Raw genomic sequence first — 20285 nt, forward strand, 5'->3', positions numbered from 1 at the left:
GCCCCAGCCAAGGTAAGAAATTATGAAAATGTCATTCATATTTTTCAGCAGGAAACCTCCCCCCCAAAAACTTTAGCTGTTAGGCAAAGATTTTAGGAAAGGGTAGTTGACTGAACAACGAGTCTATTGAGTCTATTAATTGTATGTGAGAAGGTAAAAACAGAGAATCTGTTTCAGGTTTCAGGTTTCAGGTTTCAGGTTTCAGGTTTCAGGTTTCAGGTTTCAGGCCGAAAATCCAGAACCTGTTTTACCCTAAAATCGATAACTTGCAATCAACTACCCCTCCCTGTCGGCCTGCGGAGGTAAATCTGTTTTTAAAAACCGGAACTATTATTGTATTATAATTGATGCACTCATATCTATTTAATAATATATTGTTAATGTATAAAAAGGGGTCTTGCAAAAGGTTAGACAGAAAGTGGATAGGCAGGAAAAAAGTTGAACAGAAAAAGGTCGAACAGAAAAAGCCCCTTTCCCTCTTACTGCCCTTCTTTCTTGTCCCGGACCTTGTTAACGACTCTCTTATTATACGAATTTACGACATCGCTCCGGGTGATCAGGCCCAGCAGTTTTCTTTTGTCAGTGCGGGAGACCACGGGAAGCCTGCCGATTTCCCGAACTCCCAGGCGCTTTAAGACAGCATCCAGGCTCTCATCCGGGTAGGCGACTTCCACGTCCCGACTCGCGATGTCCCCGATTTTCTTGTCCAGTTCCCCGTACTTTACCTTGCTCCGGAGGTCGGAGAGGGTGACAATACCTGCTAGTTTTCCTTTTGAGTCCAGAACCGGAAAGCCCGCGTGCCTGCTTGCCTGCATGAGGGTAATGAGGGTACCTACATTTTTATCTTCGGAGACGGTCTGGACGTGCCTGATCATGGCGTCTCTTACTAACATGGAGACCATGACGTCCACTTCCCTGCCTTTCCGGATCTTGTAGCCTTTCCTGCGGAGACCTTCCGTGAAGATGGACTCGGGGTAGAGGGCGCTTGACATGACGTTACTCATGACGCAGGCGAACATTAAGGGGAGAATCAGGTTGTAGTCCCGGGTGATTTCGAAGAGGATGAGGATGGCGGTCAGGGGAGCCCTGGCTGTACCTGCAAAAACGGCTCCCATTCCCACAAGGGCGTAAGCTCCGGAGCCTGCCAGGATTCCGGGGAAAAGCAGATTTGCAACGGTCCCGAAGGCCCCTCCGAACATTGCTCCTATGAAAAGGGCCGGGACAATCGTGCCTCCGGAACCACCTGATCCAAGGGAGAGGGAAAAGGCAAGCATTTTCAGGACAAGAAGGATGATCAGGAACTTAAACGCAAAATGGGCTTCAAGAGCTGCTGTTATTACCGGGTAGCCGAGCCCGAAAACCTCCGGGTAAAAAAACCCTATGATTCCTACCCCGAGCCCTCCGAGGGCGGGTTTAAGGACAGGGTGGAGAGGGATTTTTTCAAAGCTGCTTTTGGTCAGATAGAGAGCCCAGATGAGGATGGTTGAAAGCACTCCCGCAAGCAGGCCGAGGATGAGGTATAAAAAGAGTTCATGGTAGGGGCTTACAAGTTCATGGTAGGCGATCTGGAAGGGCTTGATCCCGAAGACCGTGCTTGAGATCAGGGTTGCAAAGACCGAGGATATGACAATTGGGATAAAGGTTTTGGTCTCCAATTCCCCGTAAATGACTTCAACAACAAAAACGACCCCTGCAAGAGGAGCGTTGAAAGCGGCTGCAATCCCTCCGGAAGCTCCGCAACCAAGCAGGATCCTGAGCTGCCTTTCCGAACTTTTGAGAAGCTTCCCGATAAAGGAACCTATTCCCGCTCCGGCCAGGACACCAGGAGCTTCTTTCCCAAGCGAACCCCCTGACCCAATTGTGATTATCGAAGTTAATACTTCCAAAAAAGCATAGCGAGACCGGATTTTTGCCCCGTGGAGAGTTACGTTTTCTATAAGGCCCTCTACCCCGTAGTGCTGTTTTTGCAGAAAATGCGCAATTATCCCCACAAGGAGGCCGCCCAGGGCGGGTATAAGGATGATGGAATAGGGAGGAAGGAAAGAAGATAGAAAAGAAAATAGAGAAAAGGAAGATGTTTCCGCCCCTGTCCCGGCCTGCATCCCAAAGAATATGCTGCTGTATCGGAGGGTACGGTCGTAGATCCCAATAACAAGTCCCGTAAGGACACCTATGACTGCCGCTATCGAATTAACCCTGGCGGATTCAGTGTCGAACCGTCTGGCCAGGTAGTCCGTAATGCCATTTAACCGGGTTTTAGACTCTGAAAGCTCCTCCAACTGTGTGCGCCTCTTTAAGATCCGTTTTCTGCTGATTATACCTGATGAGTTTTATCTGAAAAAATGAAAGTGAATGGAACATGCGATTTCCTGAAAAATCAGGTTTTCCTGAATAATCCAGATACCCTTTCCCGGTCTATGGATTTCGCACAGTTATTTAAAAGTATCTATTTAAAGATAGTACTCCAATAGTATTTAATTTTAAAAAAAAGAAAAGATTGTCCAAAAGATTGTTTTTTGGACTGGTTTTAATAGAGTGGTTTTGAGTGTTGTTCACTTTTAATAGAGTTGTTTTGAGTTTTAGTCATTTTTTTTGGAATAGTTCCAGAACATCACAGACTTTTTCAACGGTGTCCCGGACAGTCTGCATCCCTACATTGTTATCTTCCGCCGGATTCCAGGTAATGCCTCCGAAATGGGCCCCATCTCCCACGATTATCATAGAATAAATGTGCGTCCAGTCCTGAACCGATTGAATTGTTTTTTCCTGGCCTCCGTTTCTTGAGCCGCCCACGGAAAGAGCCGCATCCACCTTGTTTTTAAGGACAAAGTCCTTCCGGCGCAGGAGGACGCTGCGGTCGAAAAGAGCTTTAAGCTGAGCCGGGTAATTTCCCATATATACCGGAGTGGCCACGATGATACCGTCGGCCTCTTCCAGTTTCTCGTAAACCGCATCCATGTCGTCCTCAAGGACGCAAAAACCCGTTTCCCGGCAGGTCCCGCAGGCTTTACATGGGGCCACTTCTATAGAGGAAAGCAGGACAGAATCGGTTTCAAAACCCCGCATTTCCGCAATATTCAAAACCGTTTTGACCATCTTTACACAGTTCCCAGATTTTCTGGTCGTCCGTTGTTGCATGATTGATGTTATCATGGTCATATATCCAATGGGTCTTATGCTTGTGTTTTTTGACCCCGTGCGCAGGTTGCCTCCGGCCGCAGCAAAAAATGGAAAACAATGGTTTATGGCCCCATTCTGATCATTTTAACTTTACTTTCAAAGATGCATGTTTTTCCGTTATCAAGCGGCTTTGTTTGTGTGGGCCTAAGGAATGAATAATCCTACTGATGACGTTTTTATTGGGGTGGCAGGTAATTACCCAAGTTCAAGAAAGAAAATAATGATGCTTGCTTTGTACTCATCTCTTCCAGAATAATATTACACTTATTTGATTCTTTATCCTGGATAACTGCCAGCCTAATTTCGGACAAATTTTCAATTAGTCTTCTCATAGAAAGACCATATCTCTTTGTCTCCCAGGCTAAATATCTGTAGAAAAGTAAGCCAATTATAGACAGAAATACGTGAACTTTGATATTTTCATCTTTGTGGTGGTACACCGGTCCCACAGGGACAAGCAGGTGATCATTCAATAGCTTAAAATCATCCTCTATAGCGCCTTTATTGTTGTATGTTTGCACAATTTTTTTAGTGTGCCAACGGTGCTTATCTGTAAATAGTATATTTTTTCCTAATGAATTTTCGCGCTTATTTTTATTCTCTTCGTCAATCCAGCTTACATTTCGACCCACCCTTGATTTTTCCACTTAATATTGATCCAATAACCATACTTTCTGGTTAATCCAGTAGTTCAACTTATCAAAATAGTTATATTTTCGTCCTTCATTAACCAAATTGTCAGCAAAAAACGTATAGCTACCGCTACAAGTTTACTTAGGTTTAACCTTTTATCCCTTTTGATTTAATAAGATCATCCAGGTTCAAGATTCAATCCCAATAGCCGTAGCAACTTTTGCAAGTGATCGACTTTACCGTTTTTTGCAAAAACTATATGTTTCCCACCCATAGTGATAACATTATGAAAGGAAAGTAACCTCAATAATTTTTCAGCGGTAGGATTTTTCAGGATATTCCTGCCAAAATCGATACGAAGAGGGTCTTTTTCGGTTTTCAAATTATTTCTTGCAATAATCCTCATAAGTACCCTTACTAACAAGGAAACATGCAGCAGCATCAGCAATGCTTCAATACGCTCTGGTTTTTTCAGAAATATACTGTAAAACATAGAAGGTTTTTTCAATTCTTCAAAATTAGTCTCAACGACATATTGACCTTTATATAACTGAAAGATTTTTTTATCATTTTTTGTTTTGGGTAGAACATTTGTAATCAGTACTACCGTTTCCAATGATCGCTTGCGTTTTTCCACTTTTTCTTTGTTTTGTTCAAGGCTTTTGAGTTTTACATGGAATTTACTGATGATTTCAAATATTTCTTGACTCTTTGATGGCCTTCCCCTTGGTCTTTTTATAATTGTTTCTTCCTGGATTTCGAATTTGATATTGAATAATGAGTTTTTATATTTTTTAATGAACTCATCAATTTCTTTCTGTGCATCTGGTTCACAGGAATAAGGGTCTTTAAAATTCTTCTTTATATCTGCTTCAATTATTTCCCTTTGTTTTTTAATCTCATAAACTATCTTTTCATTGTCACCGATGTCCCTATAAACAATCACACGACACTCTTTTTCATGAGCAATTTTATTAAAACTCTGTGCTTCATACTCCATTGCTCTTTTTGATTCTTCATCTTCACAGCAGGCCCCTATGTATTTCCATTTATTCTGAGAATAAGCTTCATTTATTGTCTTTTCTGCAAGTCTTGCACTGAATTTTTCTGGACACCTGGAAATAAAAGTGATTGGATTTGTTTTATCATAAAGAATTTTAAAATTGTTTTTACTGATCAGCTTACAATCTGCTATGAATATTGATTCATCACACATTTTACCAAAGAATTTTCTAAAATTGCGTATTGCATTTGGGATCCAAACAATGTCAGCAGTATTTCCATCAAGTGCTTCTGTATAAAGAGGAAATCCTGAAGAATCTGTGATCATACCACTCATTATTTGTTTTTTATCAGAACGATGAGCTTTGCTATGGCCGTAAGTGACTTTCAGGCCTTCATAATTTTCCTGTTCACATGCCTTATAATCCCCATAGCAAACGTGGGAAGTAGTATCCGCATGAAATACATTATCAAAAGGAATTTTGAATTTTACAAAAGTTTGCAATACAATCATGCTGAAAAGGCTAGAACACCCTGCTTCGTGAATTCGATCCAACAGCAAGCCTAAACAATCATCATTGAAGTAAAAATTGGGATATTCCTTACCAAAAACGAGTTTAGAATCCATGAATTCAACAATTTCTTCGACACTGCACAAAGGATATCGTTTATCTGTTCGAAAAAAAGGAGTTAACACTATACTCAATGCAAGTGTTCCTGGAGAAATTCTCCACTGATCTTGATCCCATCGAATATTGTCATTGATAATGGATTCAAAATTCATTTTATCCAAATAATTTTTGGAGGCCATAACTGTAAATGGGGTCGTTTTTGTCTGTGGAAATTCATTTGCATTCAAGTGTTTTGAAATGTTATTACAGTTGTAGTCCACTTCCATAGAAGATATCGCTTGTATTTTATTAAGAAGTGGAAGTGATTTATTCATCATGTGAATATATATCAATCACGTTTTATAAAAATCGTTTCTTATTTAATAAATTGTTATGAAGGGGAGCTCAAAATACTTATTTAAAAAAGAAATTATGTTTTATTGAAGGGTGGGGTCGAAATACGAGTCCAGAACTTTAACTGAGGTTTTTTCTTACCTTCAGGAGCATCAGTAATTTCATATTTCACCATACTTCTGTATTTTTTGATAATAATGTCTGCAACCTCTTTTTCTACACTGCTCCTGTTTCTTGCTTTTCCTCTGTTGCTTTCCAGTCTCCTCTGTAGGTCTTCCAGATTCTCAGTTATTTTTGACATATTTGACTCACAAGTTCTTTTTTGAAGTTTGTGAGTTCCTTCATTGAAAGTAATTACTGTTGTAAATTCTGTCCCGTAAAACTGATGCTTTGTCCGATAGCCATAAATTTTGTGGCCTTCTGAGCTTTCATATAAAAATTGATATTTAGATAATGGCACTTCAAGAAGATCATCTGCCTGATTTGCTTTTACAGCCCCTACAAAATTCATCTTTGAAGTTGCTTTTTCAATGTTGTCCTTTGAATTGTTTCCCTTATCAAAAACAAGAACAAGGTCTTCCGAACAAATATTCAATTCGGTTAGACGGTTTACTATTTTGTCAACCAGACCTGAAAATTCCTCTGAATCATGCACATTTCCTGGATATGTCTCGTGAATAAAAGGTAAGTTGTAATCATTAGCAGCCAGCGCTACAGATACCTGATTTTTGTCTTTACGATGCTTTTTGTTATACCCTTTATGAAGCAATTCACTTTTTTCATCATAATTGGTAGCATAAGTGAACCAGTTTGATTCATCCACAAACAGTACTGAAGGGGTTAGTCCTTTTTCGATGAGAACTCGGCACAAATCGTCTTCAATATTTTTCATTGTGTCGGAATCAATGTAATTCATATGATTCAAAAAATTCTGACAATTTAATTTATGAGGGAATTTCCACTTAAAAGATAAGGCCGATTTTTTGAACCATTCCCCAATACCGTTTTCACTTAAAACTCCATGAGATTTCCCCACTATATCAAGTAAAAGATACTCTCCGACACTTAAACCATCGATTGATTTTTTCATAGTGTGCTTGTTCACTATGTCAACGAATCCAAGCTCTTCATTCACATGAAGAAGTGCGGCAAGTTTGCCGTACTCAAAAGATTTCAGTTTCATGTAGGGCAATGATTCACTCTGTTTTTTCATTTCAAATATTTTTTCGGCATTGCCTAAATATATCTGAAATATAGTTTTCACTTTTCCATCAATTCTGCCAGTTTTAATAATATACCAGTATTTTTTACCGTTGATTATTTTCTGTTTTAAAAAAACCATGATATAAATTTAGGTTCTACGTATATAAAGATATTTCTTCAAAAAACAGATACAATAGGCTTTTTAAATGTAATTTAGAACTTAGGCCTTACAAATATTTTTTTTAACGGATCTTCCTTGCCACTGATTTTTGTGGCAAATCAAGGCAAAAATAGCTCTTCTTTGAAAGCTGAGTTTAAATAAAGTCAATCGAATATAAATGGATCACCAGCATGTTAAACAACACACATATTGGAACTTTAAGGAGCGTTGTTAAATGGGTGGCTGAAAAAAGTGGTAAAACATTTATAAAAGTTGATGAATACCATACCACTAAGGAATGTTGTATTTGTGGCGATTTGGAAGCGAAAGCTCCAGCCATAAGAACATTCACATGCAAGTCATGTGGTACAATGTTATATAAAGACATCAACAGTGCCATAAATATAGCTAAAAAAGAACTTAATTTGTCTTGCACGGACTATGAAGGTAATTTGGAAAAACCTTTGTATATAGCACAGTGGCGATTTAATAAATCCCAAATTAATGTGCTAAAAAATTAAACGAGAAAGATGATACGTTCTTACCTAAATATACAAATTTATATATAATTGAATAAAATTGTATATATGTAGGAGTGCGGAACTTCAGCAGGAATAAGATCCATTTGTCATAGATATTCAGTAAAATTATTATAATATATGTATATATACATCAATAGAGTAATATATATATATAATATTTTTATATATTTATCTATGCTTTTTACGTAAATTTATATATCAAGAACCTTCTAACTTCTAATTACTTATAAATATGTAGGAGGTTGGCTTATTGGCTAAATTTTTAGACAAAATCAGTGAAAGAGCAAAAAAGCTCAACAAAACAATTGTCCTTCCTGAATCTGAAGATATCAGAACTATCCAGGCCGCCGCAAAGGCAACAGAACGCGGTGTCGCTAAAATCATCCTTATAGGCAAAGAAGCCGCAATTAAAGAACTTGCAGGTGACCTGGACATTTCAGGGGTAACAATCATAGACCCCGAAACATACGAAAAGAAAGACGACTATGTGAAAGCTTTCTTTGAATTAAGGAAACACAAGGGCATCTCAATGGAGAATGCGGCAGAAGTCATGAAGGACTACATGTACTTCGGCGTTATGATGGTCAAGCTGGATGAAGCAGACGGTATGGTAGCCGGAGCAGCCCACTCCTCCTCAGACACCCTCAGGCCAGCACTCCAGATCGTGAAAACAGCCCCTGATGCTGCCCTCGCATCCGCTTTCTTCATCATTTCGGTGCCTGACTGCGAATATGGATCCGACGGGACATTCCTTTTCGCCGACTCCGGCATGGTCGAAATGCCAAGTGTAGAAGACCTGGCAAACATTGCAGTCATCTCTGCAGATACCTTCAAACTGCTGGTCCAGGATGAGCCAAAGGTCGCAATGCTTTCTTACTCCACATACGGGAGTGCAAAGAGCCCGCTGACCGAAAAGACAATTGCTGCAACAAAGCTTGCAAAAGAACTTGCGCCTGACCTCCTTGTAGACGGAGAACTTCAGGTAGACGCCGCTGTTGTTCCATCCGTTGGAGCAAAGAAGTGTCCAGGCAGCCCCGTTGCAGGTCAGGCCAACGTCTTCATCTTCCCGGATCTGAACTGCGGAAACATCGCATACAAGATCGCCCAGAGGCTTGCCAAGGCTGAAGCTTACGGCCCTATCACCCAGGGACTGGCCAAGCCTATCAACGACCTGTCCAGAGGTTGCAGTGACGAGGATATCGTCGGAGCTGTTGCCATCAGTTGTGTCCAGGCAGCCGCAAAGAAGTAACCCTTTTTCATTTTTTTTATTTTTATAAAATACGCTAAAATAAGCTGATTGAAGGAAAAACGACGGGTTAAGCCTGACGGGTTAATTCCGGAATAAGTTAAACCCGAATTGGTTAAACCCGAAATCGTGGATTGAACAGAAGTCAGCTACCTCTGAGTGAAAACTCAGGGGTTTTCTGCTGCATTCTTATAAAAAGAAGGATTGAATCGGGAGTTTTAGATGAAAGTATTGGTAATAAACGCCGGAAGTTCGTCTCTTAAATACCAGTTAATTGATATGACGAACGAATCAGCTCTTGCAGTAGGGCTCTGTGAGAGAATCGGAATCGACAACTCATTCATAACTCAGAAGGGATCTGACGGCAAGAAGTATGAGGTGCATATCGAACTGCCAAACCACAAAATCGCCCTTGAGGAAGTTATCAAGGCCCTTACCGACCCTGAGTTAGGTGTTATCTCCAGCATGTCTGAAATCAACGCTGTAGGGCACAGGGTCGTTCACGGCGGCGAGAACTTCACCTCATCGGTTATAATCGACGAAAGTGTTGAGGAAGCTATCGAGGGTTGCATTGACCTTGCTCCCCTGCACAACCCGCCAAACCTTACGGGAATAAAGGCCTGCGCAGAGATCATGCCCACTGTTCCGATGGCGGCTGTATTCGATACCGCCTTCCACCAGACGATGCCCGCATACGCATACATGTACGCCCTTCCCTACGAATGCTATGAAAAGTATGGGATAAGGAAGTACGGTTTCCACGGCACATCTCACAAGTATGTGGCCATGAGAGCTGCTGCAATGCTAGGCAAGCCTGAAGCAGAGACAAAGGTCATCACCTGCCACCTCGGAAACGGCTCAAGCATTGCCGCAGTAAACGGCGGGCATTCCGTTGAGACCAGCATGGGTTTCACTCCGCTCGAAGGTCTTGCAATGGGTACCAGGTGCGGATCCATTGACCCGGCTGTTGTCCCCTTCCTGATAGAGAAGGCAGGCATGACAGCAAGGGAAGTTGACACCATGATGAACAAGAAGTCCGGGGTACTCGGAGTATCCGGCCTGAGCAATGACTTCAGGGACCTCGATGAGGCAGCTTCCAACGGAAACGAAAGAGCCGAACTCGCCCTCGAGGTCTTCGCCTATAAGGTCAAGAAGTTCATCGGAGAGTACTCCGCCGTACTCAACGGGGCCGACGCTGTGGTCTTTACCGCAGGAATCGGAGAGAACAGCGCAAGCATCAGACAGCGCATCCTTACCGGTCTTGAAAACATGGGCATAAAGATCGATGCGGAGAAGAATAAGATAAGGGGCGAAGAAATCGACATCAGCGTAGAAGACGCCTCTGTAAGGGTTCTCGTGATCCCGACAAACGAAGAACTTGCAATTGCAAGAGAAACAATGGAACTGGTAGCAGACAGTCTCAAAAGTCAACCCATGCCTGCAATTTGATAACGGAAAATAATGACTTATCAAATGTAGTTTTGAGACAGCCTGTCAGGCTAAATTTCAAACTATTCTTTAAGGTGAAGGGAATTCTCCTTTGCCTTTTCAATCTTTTTTCTGTTAATCTAACTCTTTTTGTCTATTAAGCTGTTTTTAGCCAGTCAATAGATCCTGCATCCTGAAATACGAGCTTTCGGCAAGGCCTTTATATTTCTGGTCAACAGGTTCCGCATCCTGAAATATGAGCTTTCGGCAATTTCCGTACTGCCTTCAAGTTCTATCACCTCGAAACCGAAATCATGGGCGAACTTCTCAACGTTTTTGCCAAAATCGGGTTCGTATGAAAGCCCTGTCCTTATTTTCGCAACCTTCCTGTAGCCGAGTTCTTTCAGATGAGAAGGAGTGAACTCAAAGTTACTGAATTCCTTCTCCGTTTCTCCAAAAACAAGTTTCCAGTTTGCAGCCCACATGGGTGTGAAAAAAAAGGTATGTCTATAGCTTTTAAGGAGCTTACGGTACCGGAAGTTCCCCCCAAGGGCAACCGCCACGCAGTCGTCGAGAGGGGATTTTGATTTATCCTCATTTACTTCCTGTAAAAAACATACCGGACATTTCTCAGATCCTAAATAATTTTCCTCAAAATAAATAGGCTGTCCACAGAGCCCGTAAAAAAGCAGAACCCCATCCGTAAGCCGGGAAATAAAGTTCACGTTAGTGTGGATTGCTTTTTTGAGGCGGGCTGGATTTATGTGAAGCCCCATACTCTGGAGTTGAATAACCACATTGAATCCTCTGCTTTTTTCCAGTTCGGATTGGATTTCATAGAAGGGCAGGACCCTCGGGGCAAGCTCCACAGCTTCGAGTTTTTTTAGGATGCCTGCATTCTCTTCGTTTTCAACGATAAAGATCCGCTCTATCGCAGGGTCATTGACGAGTACATGTACGATTTCGTCCTCAAATATCCTGCAGCCCACTATGCCCAATGTTGTCATATTCAAAAGCTTGGTTTTGAACTATTAAAGAATATCCTGAACAATTGACCTAACAATCCTTAGTCCAAACCAAAATTATTTATATAATGTTTCAGAAAAAATGCGACATTCTGCTGATGAACTCAAAAAAGAACATTTTTTCCATTATCGTATTTTATCTCTTCAGGCGAGAGGGGGTCCAGTCTCCGCCTTCGATATCCGAAGGCTGGCGAGGAGGGCATTTAACCCTGATTCCGGATCATATTCATAGTTTTCAGGATTTCTTTTATCAGGAATCAGGTCCTTCTTTTCATTATCTGAAAAAGATTAAGAATACAATCCCACAATCGGCCCTTCGTTGGGCCTAAAGAAATATAGACTGAGGCCGGGTTAATGAAACTTCATTCTAACAGCAAAGCAAAAGAGGAGCAGAAACTCCCGGAAACAGAAAAAGAAGGATTTGATGTGGACAAGGAAAAGGTATCAAAAATCCTCGAAGCCGCAAAAGTGAAGGGGAACTACACCCTGGGCCTCGAATCCTTTGAAATCCTGAAAGCGTATGGCATCCCGACGGTCGGGACCGCCAGCACAGAGACCCTGAAAGAAACCGTAGAGGCCGCCGAAGAAATTGGCTATCCGCTTGTGATGAAGATCATCTCTCCGCAAATATCCCATAAGTCCGATGTCGGAGGGATCAAACTCGGCCTTAAAAACACCGACGAAGTGAAAACGACCTACCGGGAAATGATGCAAAAGATCCCAAAAAAACGGCCGGATGCAATCCTTGAAGGTGTACAGCTCCAGCAGATGCTCGCCGCCGGAAATGAGGTTATCATCGGGATGGTCCGGGACCCAACTTTCGGCCCCATGCTGATGTTCGGACTCGGAGGGGTCTATGTTGAGATCCTCAAGGACGTCAGCTTTGCTATCACCCCCGTAAGCGAAGCCGAAGCCAGGGACATGATTCGTGAAATTAAGACCTACCCGCTGCTTGCCGGAGCCCGGGGGGCCAGGCCAGCCGATATTGATGCGCTTGTGAGCTCCATCGTCAGGGTCTCCCGGCTTGTCTGTGATTTTCCGGAAATCTCCGAGTTTGAGATCAACCCGATGATGGTCTTTGAAGAAGGCAAAGGAGCCTTTGCAGTCGATATGAGGTTGATTTTGAGAAAAGAATGAGGGGCGGGGAAGATTTACGGCCGCCTTCTCAATTGATGCCGCAAATTTTCATTCCACTTTTTTACTCAGGCCCGCCAGTTATTCTGATTTATATTTTCACGCAGGACTGCCGGTTTATCTGATTTGTATTTTCACGCAGGATTGCCGGTTTTTCTGATTGGCGTTTTGTGTCAATTTATTTCAAACCGGCCGGCCTCCTCCGTCGGCCGTTGAGAGTGTCGGTTTCTGAGAAAACGAGCCATAATGTTTGGAGGGACGGGGGCGGTAATAGCATTTACAGAAACCTGGCCCCCGTAATTATCCGAAACATCAGAATCAAAAAAAGTTTTGGAGAAGTGAAAGAAACTGGCCAAAGCAACCGAAAAGAAAAAATAAGAATTTAACTCAGACAGCAGAAGTTCCCTTCCTCGGAAGCCGAAGGCTGACAGGTGAGGATAGTTCACATCCTCCATTTTTCGTCCGCTTGAGCTCGCGCAGCGAGCGAAACGGACCTCGTGCTCCCGAAGCGAAACTCGGGTGCCGAAGCGAAACTCGGGTGCCGAAGCGAAACTCGGGTGCCGAAGCGAAACTCGGGTGCCGAAGCGGAACTCGGGAAGTGAAACTCGGGTGTTCAATCTACAAGTTCAATGGCATCCGTCGGGCATTCGTCAACGCACTGCTCGCATTCCGTACAGTCCTCGGGCCGGACCACGACCGCCTGTTTAACTCCGTCTCTTACTTTGACTTCAAAAACATCGGCAGGACAAACTTCATAACAGGCGAGTGCGCCTGTGCATTTTTCATAATCTATTTTAGGATGCATTTTATATTCCCCCTATTTGACTAAATCAGGTCAATCTACAAGTTCAATGGCGTCCGTCGGGCAGGCATCCACGCACTGCTCACATTCAATACAGTCGTCGGCCCGGGCCACTATGGCCTTTTTAACTCCATCTCTTTCTTTGACCTCAAAAACATCGGCAGGGCAGACCTCATAACAGGCAAGTGCGCCCGTGCATTTGTCATAATCTATTACAGGATACATTTTTCCCCCCCTGTTTATTTTATTTTTAACTTCACCTGATTAGGAAACTATATTAGGTGAAATTTTAGCCCCCTTTTCAAAAAGAATAAAATCAAAGCTAAATAAGTAATGGGCGGATTTTTATATATAATTTCTCAATCATTAATTGTAGGTGTCGGCCTGTTGTCAAAAATGAGGACAGGAAGGTTTGAGAAAAAAAGAAGTTTTTGTTAAGAATCAAGAAATGGATTCCTGAAGGGCCCTGAAAAGATTTTTAGCGGGAGAAGAGAGCTTTTCGTCCTGTTTCCGCAGGCTGGTTGGCTGACCTCAAATGAAGAGCTCAAAGCTTTATCCCGAATTTCTTTTCAACTGTCTCAGCAGGAGTCCCCTTCCTCGGAAGCCGAAGGCTGACTGGTGGGGAAGGAATGCGTCAAGACTACAGGGCCCGGTTTTTTCATCCAACGTTTTTAAATATGATTAATTATATATAATTCGTTGTGAAACAGGTTGCCCCGGTACCTCTTTAGAGGTTGGGCACTCTCACTGAGAGATAACAGCTATAAGATTGGGTCTACAACCTGAAATAGTTCTATAGGACATGATTGTTTGGTAACAAACACGTTGAAATTGCCTTTGAAACGTTTCGATAGAATTGGGTCGCCGTTCTTGAAAAGGAACTGGTGGTTGGCAGCCACTAAGTCAACCGGCCATACGAATAAGATGATCTGAGAACATAATCAGTGATATTCAAGCCCCTTCCTCGAAAGCCGAAGGCTGACAGGTGGGGGTAGTTGACACTCAGCCCCTGAAACAGTCCCTACTTTTTTATATTGTCCAACCTTTCAAGGTATTCCTCATTGACTGGATGTGAGCCAGCATCACTTTTTCCGTGAGTTTCCTCAATTTTAAAAATATTCTTCAAAACCCACCCTCTTCTCTTACTCCCACAACTCTCTGTTCTTATCGATCATCTCTTTCTGAACCTCTTCCCTTGAACGGGTATAAATCAGGGCCGCCGGATGATAGAGTTTCAACACAACCCTCCCGTCAAACTCTTCAGGAATTCCCCATTCCAATTTCCGGCCGGGACAAAAAGCTCTCTCAGCCGTATTTCCAAGGAGAATTAGAACTTTAGGGTCAAGAAGCTCGATCTGGGCCAGCAGGAAAGGTTTGCAGCACTCCAGTTCGGCCTTTGTCGGGTTCCGGTTTTTTGGGGGCCTGCACTTGAGGGTGTTGATTACAGCCCAGTCCTCAGCCGGCAGAGCCATGTATTCCAGCATTTTATCGAGCTCTTTTCCGGCCCGGCCGCAGAAGGGAATTCCTTTTTCGTCCTCGTTTTTGCCGGGGGCTTCCCCTATGAAAAGGACTTTCGGAGCCTCAGAACCTTTTCCAATTACCTTGTTGGTCACGGTTTCATGGAGAGGGCATTTTTCGCAGGCGAGGATGGCTTCTTCGATTCCCGAAAAACCACTTTTTACAAGATCACGGATCAATTTCAGGGCCTCGACATTCTTAGCGGCATTCTCATCATTGTTGTTTATTTCTATGGTTGCCATGGTTTCACTGTCATTTTAATTTTCCTTAATCTATATAAAGTAGGAAGGAAGGAGGTGGAGAAGAGGAAGAAGGTCCCGGTCTAGTTGAGACGAGTCCGAATGTTATGGTTGTCTCGATTTATCCCGCAGGCCCCAAAAATCCTGCTTTCGAGGAAAAAAAGTGCTGTAAAAACCTATTTATGGCAATAATCCTATCAAAAAGGAAAATCATTAATATACATTTGAGAATTGATTAACATTTACTTAAATTTACTCAATTCTTAACATTCACTCAAAATACACTTAACTCTTAATATTTACTTAAATTTGCTCTTTGCTAATATTTATCAAAATTCACTTAAATTTACTCCATAATACTTAAGAAACTTTATTTTCAAGCGGCGTTGAGGGAAACATGACTTCCAGAGACTTTCTTACTATCGATGACTTTGATGTAGATGGCAAGACAATTCTAGTGCGGGTAGACCTGAACTCTCCCATGGACCCTGAAGGCAACATTCTGGATGATATGCGTATCCGGAGCCATGTTGCCACCTTAAAGGACCTGGAGAATGCCAAAGTCGTGCTGCTCGCCCACCAGAGCAGGCCGGGAAAACAGGACTTTACCACCATGAAGCCCCATGCCAGGCTCATGTCCAAACATCTCGGACGAGAGGTCCGTTATGTGGACGACATCTTCGGGACTTACGCGAAGATCCAGATCGCGTCCATGGAAGACGGAGATGTAATCATGCTCGAAAACGTCAGGTTCTACTCCGAAGAGACTCTGGAGAGACCGGCAGCCGAACAAGCCAGGAGCTATATGGTGCAAAAGCTGGCTCCCTTTGTTGACATCTTCCTGAACGACGCCTTTGCGGTGGCGCACAGGGCCCACCTGTCAGTCCTCGGCTTTACCGAGGTCCTCCCGTCAGGAGCCGGCCGGATCATGGAAAAGGAGATAAAATCCCTTAACCGGGGGATCAAAGGCGGGGAGCGGCCCTGTATCTTCGTGCTTGGAGGAGCAAAGGTAGACGACTCCCTCAAGGTTGCGGAAAACGTGCTTGAGAGCGGGGGGGCTGACCGGGTGCTTCTTACCGGCGTCGTTGCCAACGTGGTGCTTGCAGCCAGCGGGGTGAATATTGGAAAGGTCAACCTCGACTTCATCAGGGCCCAGGGCTATGAGGGCCAGATCGAAAAGGCAAAGGGAATGCTTGAAAAGTTTAAGGACAAAATAGGTATCCCCAAAGACGTTGCCCTGAACGACGGGGGCAAACGGGTCGAGGTCCCGGTTTCGGAACTACCTTCGGACTCCATTCCGATCAACGATATAGGGCTCGAGACCATTGTGGAGTTCACAAAGGAAATCGAAGAGGCCAAGACCGTTGTCCTGAACGGGCCGGCAGGGGTCTCTGAAATCACAGACTTTTCCCTCGGGACCCACGAGATTATCAAAGCGGCCGTCAAATCCGAGTTTTCCATCATCGGAGGAGGACACATTTCGGCGGAAGTCGCACACCTCGGACTGGCACACCGCTTTTCCCACATCAGCACCGGTGGAGGGGCCTGTATCGACTACCTTGCGGGAGAAAAGCTGCCTGGAGTCGAGTCCCTGAAGACCGCTGCGGCCCGATACAACGAAGCGAAGAACCAATGAACAGTTACAAATAATTACAAACAGTTGTAAACAGTTGTAAACAGTTGTAAACAGTTGTAAACAGTTGTAAACAGTTATGAACAGTTAAGACCCTCAGAGTCCTTAACTTCCCCCATACTTATAACATAATTATCAACAGGATACAATCCAGTGCTCAAAGGATAGGTGTTAGCAAAGATGCTTACGGAAACTGAAGGCAAGGTTGCAGTTAAGCTTGCAAGGACCACCATAAAATCATATCTGGTAGACGCAAAACATTTTGAACCCCGGGAGGAGGACTTTGACTATTCTCCTGTTTTCAGGGAGAAACGGGGAGTCTTCGTAACCCTTACAAAACACGGGCTTTTGAGAGGCTGCATTGGCCACCCCTATCCCGACTCCCTGCTCGTGGAGGCGATAATCGATTCCGCAATCTCCGCGGCCTGCCGGGACCCCCGCTTTCCCCCGGTGCAACCCTCCGAGATGCAGGATATCATTGTCGAGGTAACAGTCCTTACCCAACCCGAAAAATTCGAGGGCCCGGCCGAGAAACTCCCGGAACTTGTGAAGATCGGACGGCACGGGCTTATCGTAAAACAGGGCTACTACCAGGGCCTGCTCCTCCCACAGGTCGCGCCGGAAAACGATTTCGATGCCCTTGACTTCCTTAACCACACCTGCATGAAAGCGGGACTTTCTCCGGACGCCTGGGTCACAGGAGCCGAAGTTTACTGGTTTGAGGGCCAGATCTTCAAGGAAAAGGAAGCCGAAGGCGAGGTCTTTGAGGAAAAATTCGAATAACATTTCTTCTTTTTTTTCATAATATTTTCTGAGTCCTTCTTCAGGATTCAGGCCTCATTTGTAAAAACTGGCAGGTGCAGACCTGTTCGGCCCAACTAAAAACGGATTGCTCTTTTTGATCCAGACTTAATTTCCGTTAAGGGACTGGTTTTTATTTTTAGACCGGTTCCCAGACCACACTTTCATTTTTGTTATTAGAAGGCGTGGAAATGCCTCATATTGGAACTGGTTAATTATATTTTAAGTATTAATAAATCCAGTCCTGAAACTCCTTTTCAGAAAATTTCAACATTCTTATATATGGCCGGGTAAAAGTTACTTTTCAATTAAATTATAGGTAAACCATGAAGACATCTCACTCCTTCCCCCTACTCCATCAAAATTCTTTTGAGGGCATAAACCCGGAACTTTACATGCTGTCCCTTTCAAGGTTCTGCGAGGACCTGGGCTCCGGTATGTTGGTGGCCCTTATCCCCCTCTATATCGCCGACCTCGGGTCCTCTATTTTTACGGGGCTCCCCCTGGTAACGAAAGCCGGGCTTGCAATGACGATTTTCGGGCTTTTCAGTGCTCTTACCCAGCCCCTGATGGGCAGGCTCTCCGACCGGCTCAACATGAGGAGGCCCTTTATAATTTTCGGACTGGTAGGCTACACACTTTTTTCCTTCCTCTACGCAAAGGTCGCGAGTTACGAGGCCCTGCTCTTCATCCGCCTCCTGCAGGGAATCACTGTCGGGGCCACAATCCCGGCGGTTATTGCGATGGTGACCCGGATCTCAACTCCGGATACGCGGGGAAAATCGGTTGGAGTCTACACCACCATCCGCGGGGTAGCCTTCGGGCTTGGGCCTGTTGTCGGGGGGGCTATTGCAGGCCGGTATGGCTTTGATGCTGGGTTTTACTGCTGCACCCTTCTCGGGGTCGTGAGTCTCCTCCTGGTCAGGATTTTTGTCAGGGAGACGAGCGATGGGGCCGAAGATAAAAGGGGACCGGAAAACGGAAAGGAGGGGCTTGGGTCCATCTACTCCCTTGCGGGAGCCATGCTCATGATGATGGTAGGAATTATGATGGTCGTAGCCCTCCTTCCCGAATACGAGGTCAGGCTGGAAGCTTCCGAATTTTCCCTGGGGGTAGCTGTGTCGGCCTATATTTTTGCAAGGCTCCTCTTCCAGGCCCCTCTGGGCAGCCTCTCGGACAGGATCGGGAGAAAAAAACTGATTATCGGAGGGCTTTTCCTTAGCGGGCCCATAGTCATCGGGATGGGCTACGTTACGAGCGTGAACCAGTTGATCTTTGCAAGGGCCCTTCAGGGCCTGTTCGTGGCCGCAATCGATACTCCTGCCATGGCCCTTGCAGCCGACCTCTCGGAAGGCTCCTCCCTCAGCTCGAAGCTCAGCATCATCACCACAGCCCAGGCCGCAGGCATGGCTCTGGGGCCCATTTTCGGGGGGCTTCTGGCAGGTTACGTCACTTTCACAACCCCTTTTTATGCCTGCGCGACCCTTATGGGCCTGGCCGGACTTGTGGTGATGAAAAAAGTTGAGGAGCCAGCAAGGAAAGGAAACCCACAGGCAAAGGAAATTGAGGGGAAAAACAGGACAAAGTTGAAAAATTGAAACATAAACACAGTCGGAATCTTTATCCACTCTCTCCCCTGCATCCTCGGCTTTGGGCCCAGGAGTAGTTTTACACCCCTTGGAAAAGGGACAAGCTTGCTGAACCTTGAGGATTTCATCCTGAGAAATAACCGGCTCCCTATAGAGCCCTCGTCTTCGTACTATTCTATACGTACAGGGTCGGCTGGGGCTGGGAGAACTTCATTGAAGAGGCCGATACGGGAGAAGGAATCAAATTCCCGAAGTGGCTGAAACCCTACCTCTACGTCCTGCCTCTTATCATACTTGTGGTGCTGGTTAAGGGCTGGATGCCAATAATTACAAAGATCCTTGCCTGAGTGATCTAGAAGCTTTTCAGAGGAAAACCTGTTAGTTTCATTCAGGCAGAAAAATACAGGTTTCAGGGTTAAGCCTGAAACCACCTCTTTTTTTTAAATGTTATACGATTCTTCCGAAAAGGCCCGGAATCTGAAAGGTCTGTTTTCAAAAAATTTGGACTGGAAATGAAAGTATATCGAAACAGATTATTTCGGGCCCGAAAATTTCGCGAAACGGTGGAGCAGCCTGCAAGAGAAAAAAGAAAAACTCCCGGAAAGAAGGAAACGAAATGAAAAACGCATTTCAGAAAGCAAAAGAAAAGAAACATAAGACAGGACAGGAAAAAAATTATCAAACCTCTTTCCAGACCCCAGTTTTCCGCGAAGCGGACAGCGCCCCCCAGAGAAAACAGAAAGGTCCCCGGTAAGAAGGAAACGAAAAAAAAAGAAAAATAGCATCCTGTAACAAGAAGAAACGAAACAAAGACAAAGCCGGAAATGAAGCTAAAACTATTATTCCAGACCCCAATTTTCCGCGAAGCGGACGGCCTCCCCCGGAAAAGAAAAGAAACAAAAAAAACAGATGCTGAAAAGCAAAATATACGACAAACAAAAAGCCGCCTGCTATAGAAATGGTATAGAAATGAAAAAAATATAGAAAAACAAAAAAACAAAGCTCTTAATAAAAAGTATCAGAGAAAAGTTTGAATGAATTATATTAAGGTGAGTATGGCAGCGATCCAAACTTCCCGAAGGCTCGCGCACTTCAGTACAATAGAGAACGTGGGCAGGCTTATCTTCTGTGTTCGGGATGGGTACAGGAGTACCCCTGCCGCTATGGCCGCCAGACTCAACTTGT

General features: G+C 44.1%; 15 protein-coding genes, 1 rRNA gene and 1 pseudogene. 7 read left to right on the forward strand and 10 right to left on the reverse strand.

Annotation, left to right across the window (positions count from 1 at the left end; all coding sequences use genetic code 11):
• Positions 1-479: 479 nt before the first annotated feature.
• The 5 genes and pseudogenes from ACZ5QV_RS03470 to ACZ5QV_RS03490 form a co-directional block, all read right to left on the reverse strand.
• Positions 480-2279, reverse strand: a complete 1800-nt coding sequence (locus tag ACZ5QV_RS03470) for a chloride channel protein (RefSeq protein ID WP_464601237.1) — start codon at positions 2277-2279, stop codon at positions 480-482.
• Positions 2280-2583: 304 nt separating this feature from the next.
• The gene (locus ACZ5QV_RS03475; RefSeq protein ID WP_464601238.1) at positions 2584-3153 is read right to left on the reverse strand and encodes a flavodoxin family protein; all 570 of its coding nucleotides are present in this window, start codon (positions 3151-3153) and stop codon (positions 2584-2586) included.
• A 203-nt stretch (positions 3154-3356) separates the two neighbouring features.
• Positions 3357-3827: an IS1634 family transposase gene (locus ACZ5QV_RS03480; RefSeq protein ID WP_464601239.1), complete on the reverse strand. Its 471-nt coding sequence runs from the start codon at positions 3825-3827 to the stop codon at positions 3357-3359.
• Between the two features lie 164 nt (positions 3828-3991).
• Positions 3992-5764 carry an IS1634 family transposase gene (locus ACZ5QV_RS03485; RefSeq protein ID WP_464600267.1) on the reverse strand — a complete coding sequence of 591 codons (1773 nt, stop codon included), beginning with the start codon at positions 5762-5764 and terminating at the stop codon, positions 3992-3994.
• A 128-nt stretch (positions 5765-5892) separates the two neighbouring features.
• Positions 5893-7122, reverse strand: a pseudogene (locus tag ACZ5QV_RS03490) (IS1634 family transposase); the annotation flags it as partial.
• A gap of 212 nt (positions 7123-7334) precedes the next feature.
• Here ACZ5QV_RS03490 and ACZ5QV_RS03495 point away from each other — a divergent pair.
• The 3 genes from ACZ5QV_RS03495 to ACZ5QV_RS03505 all read left to right on the forward strand — a co-directional run bounded on the left by ACZ5QV_RS03495 (position 7335) and on the right by ACZ5QV_RS03505 (position 10380).
• Positions 7335-7664, forward strand: a complete 330-nt coding sequence (locus ACZ5QV_RS03495; RefSeq protein ID WP_464601240.1) for a zinc ribbon domain-containing protein — start codon at positions 7335-7337, stop codon at positions 7662-7664.
• Positions 7665-7935: 271 nt separating this feature from the next.
• A complete protein-coding gene (pta, locus tag ACZ5QV_RS03500) occupies positions 7936-8934 on the forward strand; it encodes a phosphate acetyltransferase (protein WP_464601241.1) in 999 nt (332 codons plus the stop codon).
• A gap of 219 nt (positions 8935-9153) precedes the next feature.
• A complete protein-coding gene (locus ACZ5QV_RS03505) occupies positions 9154-10380 on the forward strand; it encodes an acetate kinase (protein ID WP_464601242.1) in 1227 nt (408 codons plus the stop codon).
• A gap of 155 nt (positions 10381-10535) precedes the next feature.
• On the opposite strand, the gene ACZ5QV_RS03510 is transcribed toward ACZ5QV_RS03505, so the two are convergent.
• Positions 10536-11366, reverse strand: a complete 831-nt coding sequence (locus ACZ5QV_RS03510; RefSeq protein WP_464601243.1) for a DUF1638 domain-containing protein — start codon at positions 11364-11366, stop codon at positions 10536-10538.
• 372 nt (positions 11367-11738) lie between these two features.
• Between ACZ5QV_RS03510 and ACZ5QV_RS03515 the strand changes: the two genes are divergently transcribed.
• Positions 11739-12521 carry an acetate--CoA ligase family protein gene (locus ACZ5QV_RS03515; RefSeq protein WP_464601244.1) on the forward strand — a complete coding sequence of 261 codons (783 nt, stop codon included), beginning with the start codon at positions 11739-11741 and terminating at the stop codon, positions 12519-12521.
• A gap of 610 nt (positions 12522-13131) precedes the next feature.
• Here the strand turns inward: ACZ5QV_RS03515 and ACZ5QV_RS03520 are convergent.
• The 3 genes from ACZ5QV_RS03520 to ACZ5QV_RS03530 all read right to left on the reverse strand — a co-directional run bounded on the left by ACZ5QV_RS03520 (position 13132) and on the right by ACZ5QV_RS03530 (position 15080).
• Positions 13132-13323, reverse strand: coding sequence for a 4Fe-4S dicluster domain-containing protein (locus ACZ5QV_RS03520; RefSeq protein WP_464601245.1), 192 nt, complete (start codon positions 13321-13323; stop codon positions 13132-13134).
• Positions 13324-13353: 30 nt separating this feature from the next.
• A complete protein-coding gene (locus tag ACZ5QV_RS03525; RefSeq protein ID WP_464601246.1) occupies positions 13354-13545 on the reverse strand; it encodes a 4Fe-4S dicluster domain-containing protein in 192 nt (63 codons plus the stop codon).
• Positions 13546-14462: 917 nt separating this feature from the next.
• Entirely contained in the window at positions 14463-15080 is a 618-nt protein-coding gene (locus tag ACZ5QV_RS03530) for a uracil-DNA glycosylase (protein WP_464601247.1), read from the reverse strand.
• Positions 15081-15474: 394 nt separating this feature from the next.
• On the opposite strand from ACZ5QV_RS03530, the gene ACZ5QV_RS03535 reads away from it, so the two are divergent.
• The 3 genes from ACZ5QV_RS03535 to ACZ5QV_RS03545 all read left to right on the forward strand — a co-directional run bounded on the left by ACZ5QV_RS03535 (position 15475) and on the right by ACZ5QV_RS03545 (position 19109).
• Positions 15475-16713, forward strand: a complete 1239-nt coding sequence (locus ACZ5QV_RS03535; protein ID WP_464601248.1) for a phosphoglycerate kinase — start codon at positions 15475-15477, stop codon at positions 16711-16713.
• A gap of 177 nt (positions 16714-16890) precedes the next feature.
• A complete protein-coding gene (locus ACZ5QV_RS03540; protein WP_464601249.1) occupies positions 16891-17493 on the forward strand; it encodes a TIGR00296 family protein in 603 nt (200 codons plus the stop codon).
• Positions 17494-17906: 413 nt separating this feature from the next.
• On the forward strand, positions 17907-19109 hold the full coding sequence (locus ACZ5QV_RS03545) for an MFS transporter (protein WP_464601250.1): 1203 nt from the start codon (positions 17907-17909) through the stop codon (positions 19107-19109).
• A gap of 1044 nt (positions 19110-20153) precedes the next feature.
• Here ACZ5QV_RS03545 and rrf read toward each other — a convergent pair.
• A 5S ribosomal RNA gene (gene rrf, locus ACZ5QV_RS03550) occupies positions 20154-20275 on the reverse strand.
• Positions 20276-20285 lie beyond the last annotated feature (10 nt).

The sequence above is a fragment of the Methanosarcina baltica genome (assembly GCF_055394095.1).

What these genes read in the sequence shown, in the direction of transcription:
- ACZ5QV_RS03475 (WP_464601238.1), bottom strand. Translation starts at nt 3,153, where the DNA reads ATGATAACATCAATCATGCAACAACGGACGACCAGAAAATCTGGGAAC.
- ACZ5QV_RS03485 (WP_464600267.1), bottom strand. Translation starts at nt 5,764, where the DNA reads ATGATGAATAAATCACTTCCACTTCTTAATAAAATACAAGCGATATCT.
- ACZ5QV_RS03495 (WP_464601240.1), top strand. Translation starts at nt 7,335, where the DNA reads ATGTTAAACAACACACATATTGGAACTTTAAGGAGCGTTGTTAAATGG.
- ACZ5QV_RS03505 (WP_464601242.1), top strand. Translation starts at nt 9,154, where the DNA reads ATGAAAGTATTGGTAATAAACGCCGGAAGTTCGTCTCTTAAATACCAG.
- ACZ5QV_RS03510 (WP_464601243.1), bottom strand. Translation starts at nt 11,366, where the DNA reads ATGACAACATTGGGCATAGTGGGCTGCAGGATATTTGAGGACGAAATC.
- ACZ5QV_RS03515 (WP_464601244.1), top strand. Translation starts at nt 11,739, where the DNA reads ATGAAACTTCATTCTAACAGCAAAGCAAAAGAGGAGCAGAAACTCCCG.
- ACZ5QV_RS03520 (WP_464601245.1), bottom strand. Translation starts at nt 13,323, where the DNA reads ATGCATCCTAAAATAGATTATGAAAAATGCACAGGCGCACTCGCCTGT.
- ACZ5QV_RS03525 (WP_464601246.1), bottom strand. Translation starts at nt 13,545, where the DNA reads ATGTATCCTGTAATAGATTATGACAAATGCACGGGCGCACTTGCCTGT.
- ACZ5QV_RS03530 (WP_464601247.1), bottom strand. Translation starts at nt 15,080, where the DNA reads ATGGCAACCATAGAAATAAACAACAATGATGAGAATGCCGCTAAGAAT.
- ACZ5QV_RS03535 (WP_464601248.1), top strand. Translation starts at nt 15,475, where the DNA reads ATGACTTCCAGAGACTTTCTTACTATCGATGACTTTGATGTAGATGGC.
- ACZ5QV_RS03540 (WP_464601249.1), top strand. Translation starts at nt 16,891, where the DNA reads ATGCTTACGGAAACTGAAGGCAAGGTTGCAGTTAAGCTTGCAAGGACC.
- ACZ5QV_RS03545 (WP_464601250.1), top strand. Translation starts at nt 17,907, where the DNA reads ATGCTGTCCCTTTCAAGGTTCTGCGAGGACCTGGGCTCCGGTATGTTG.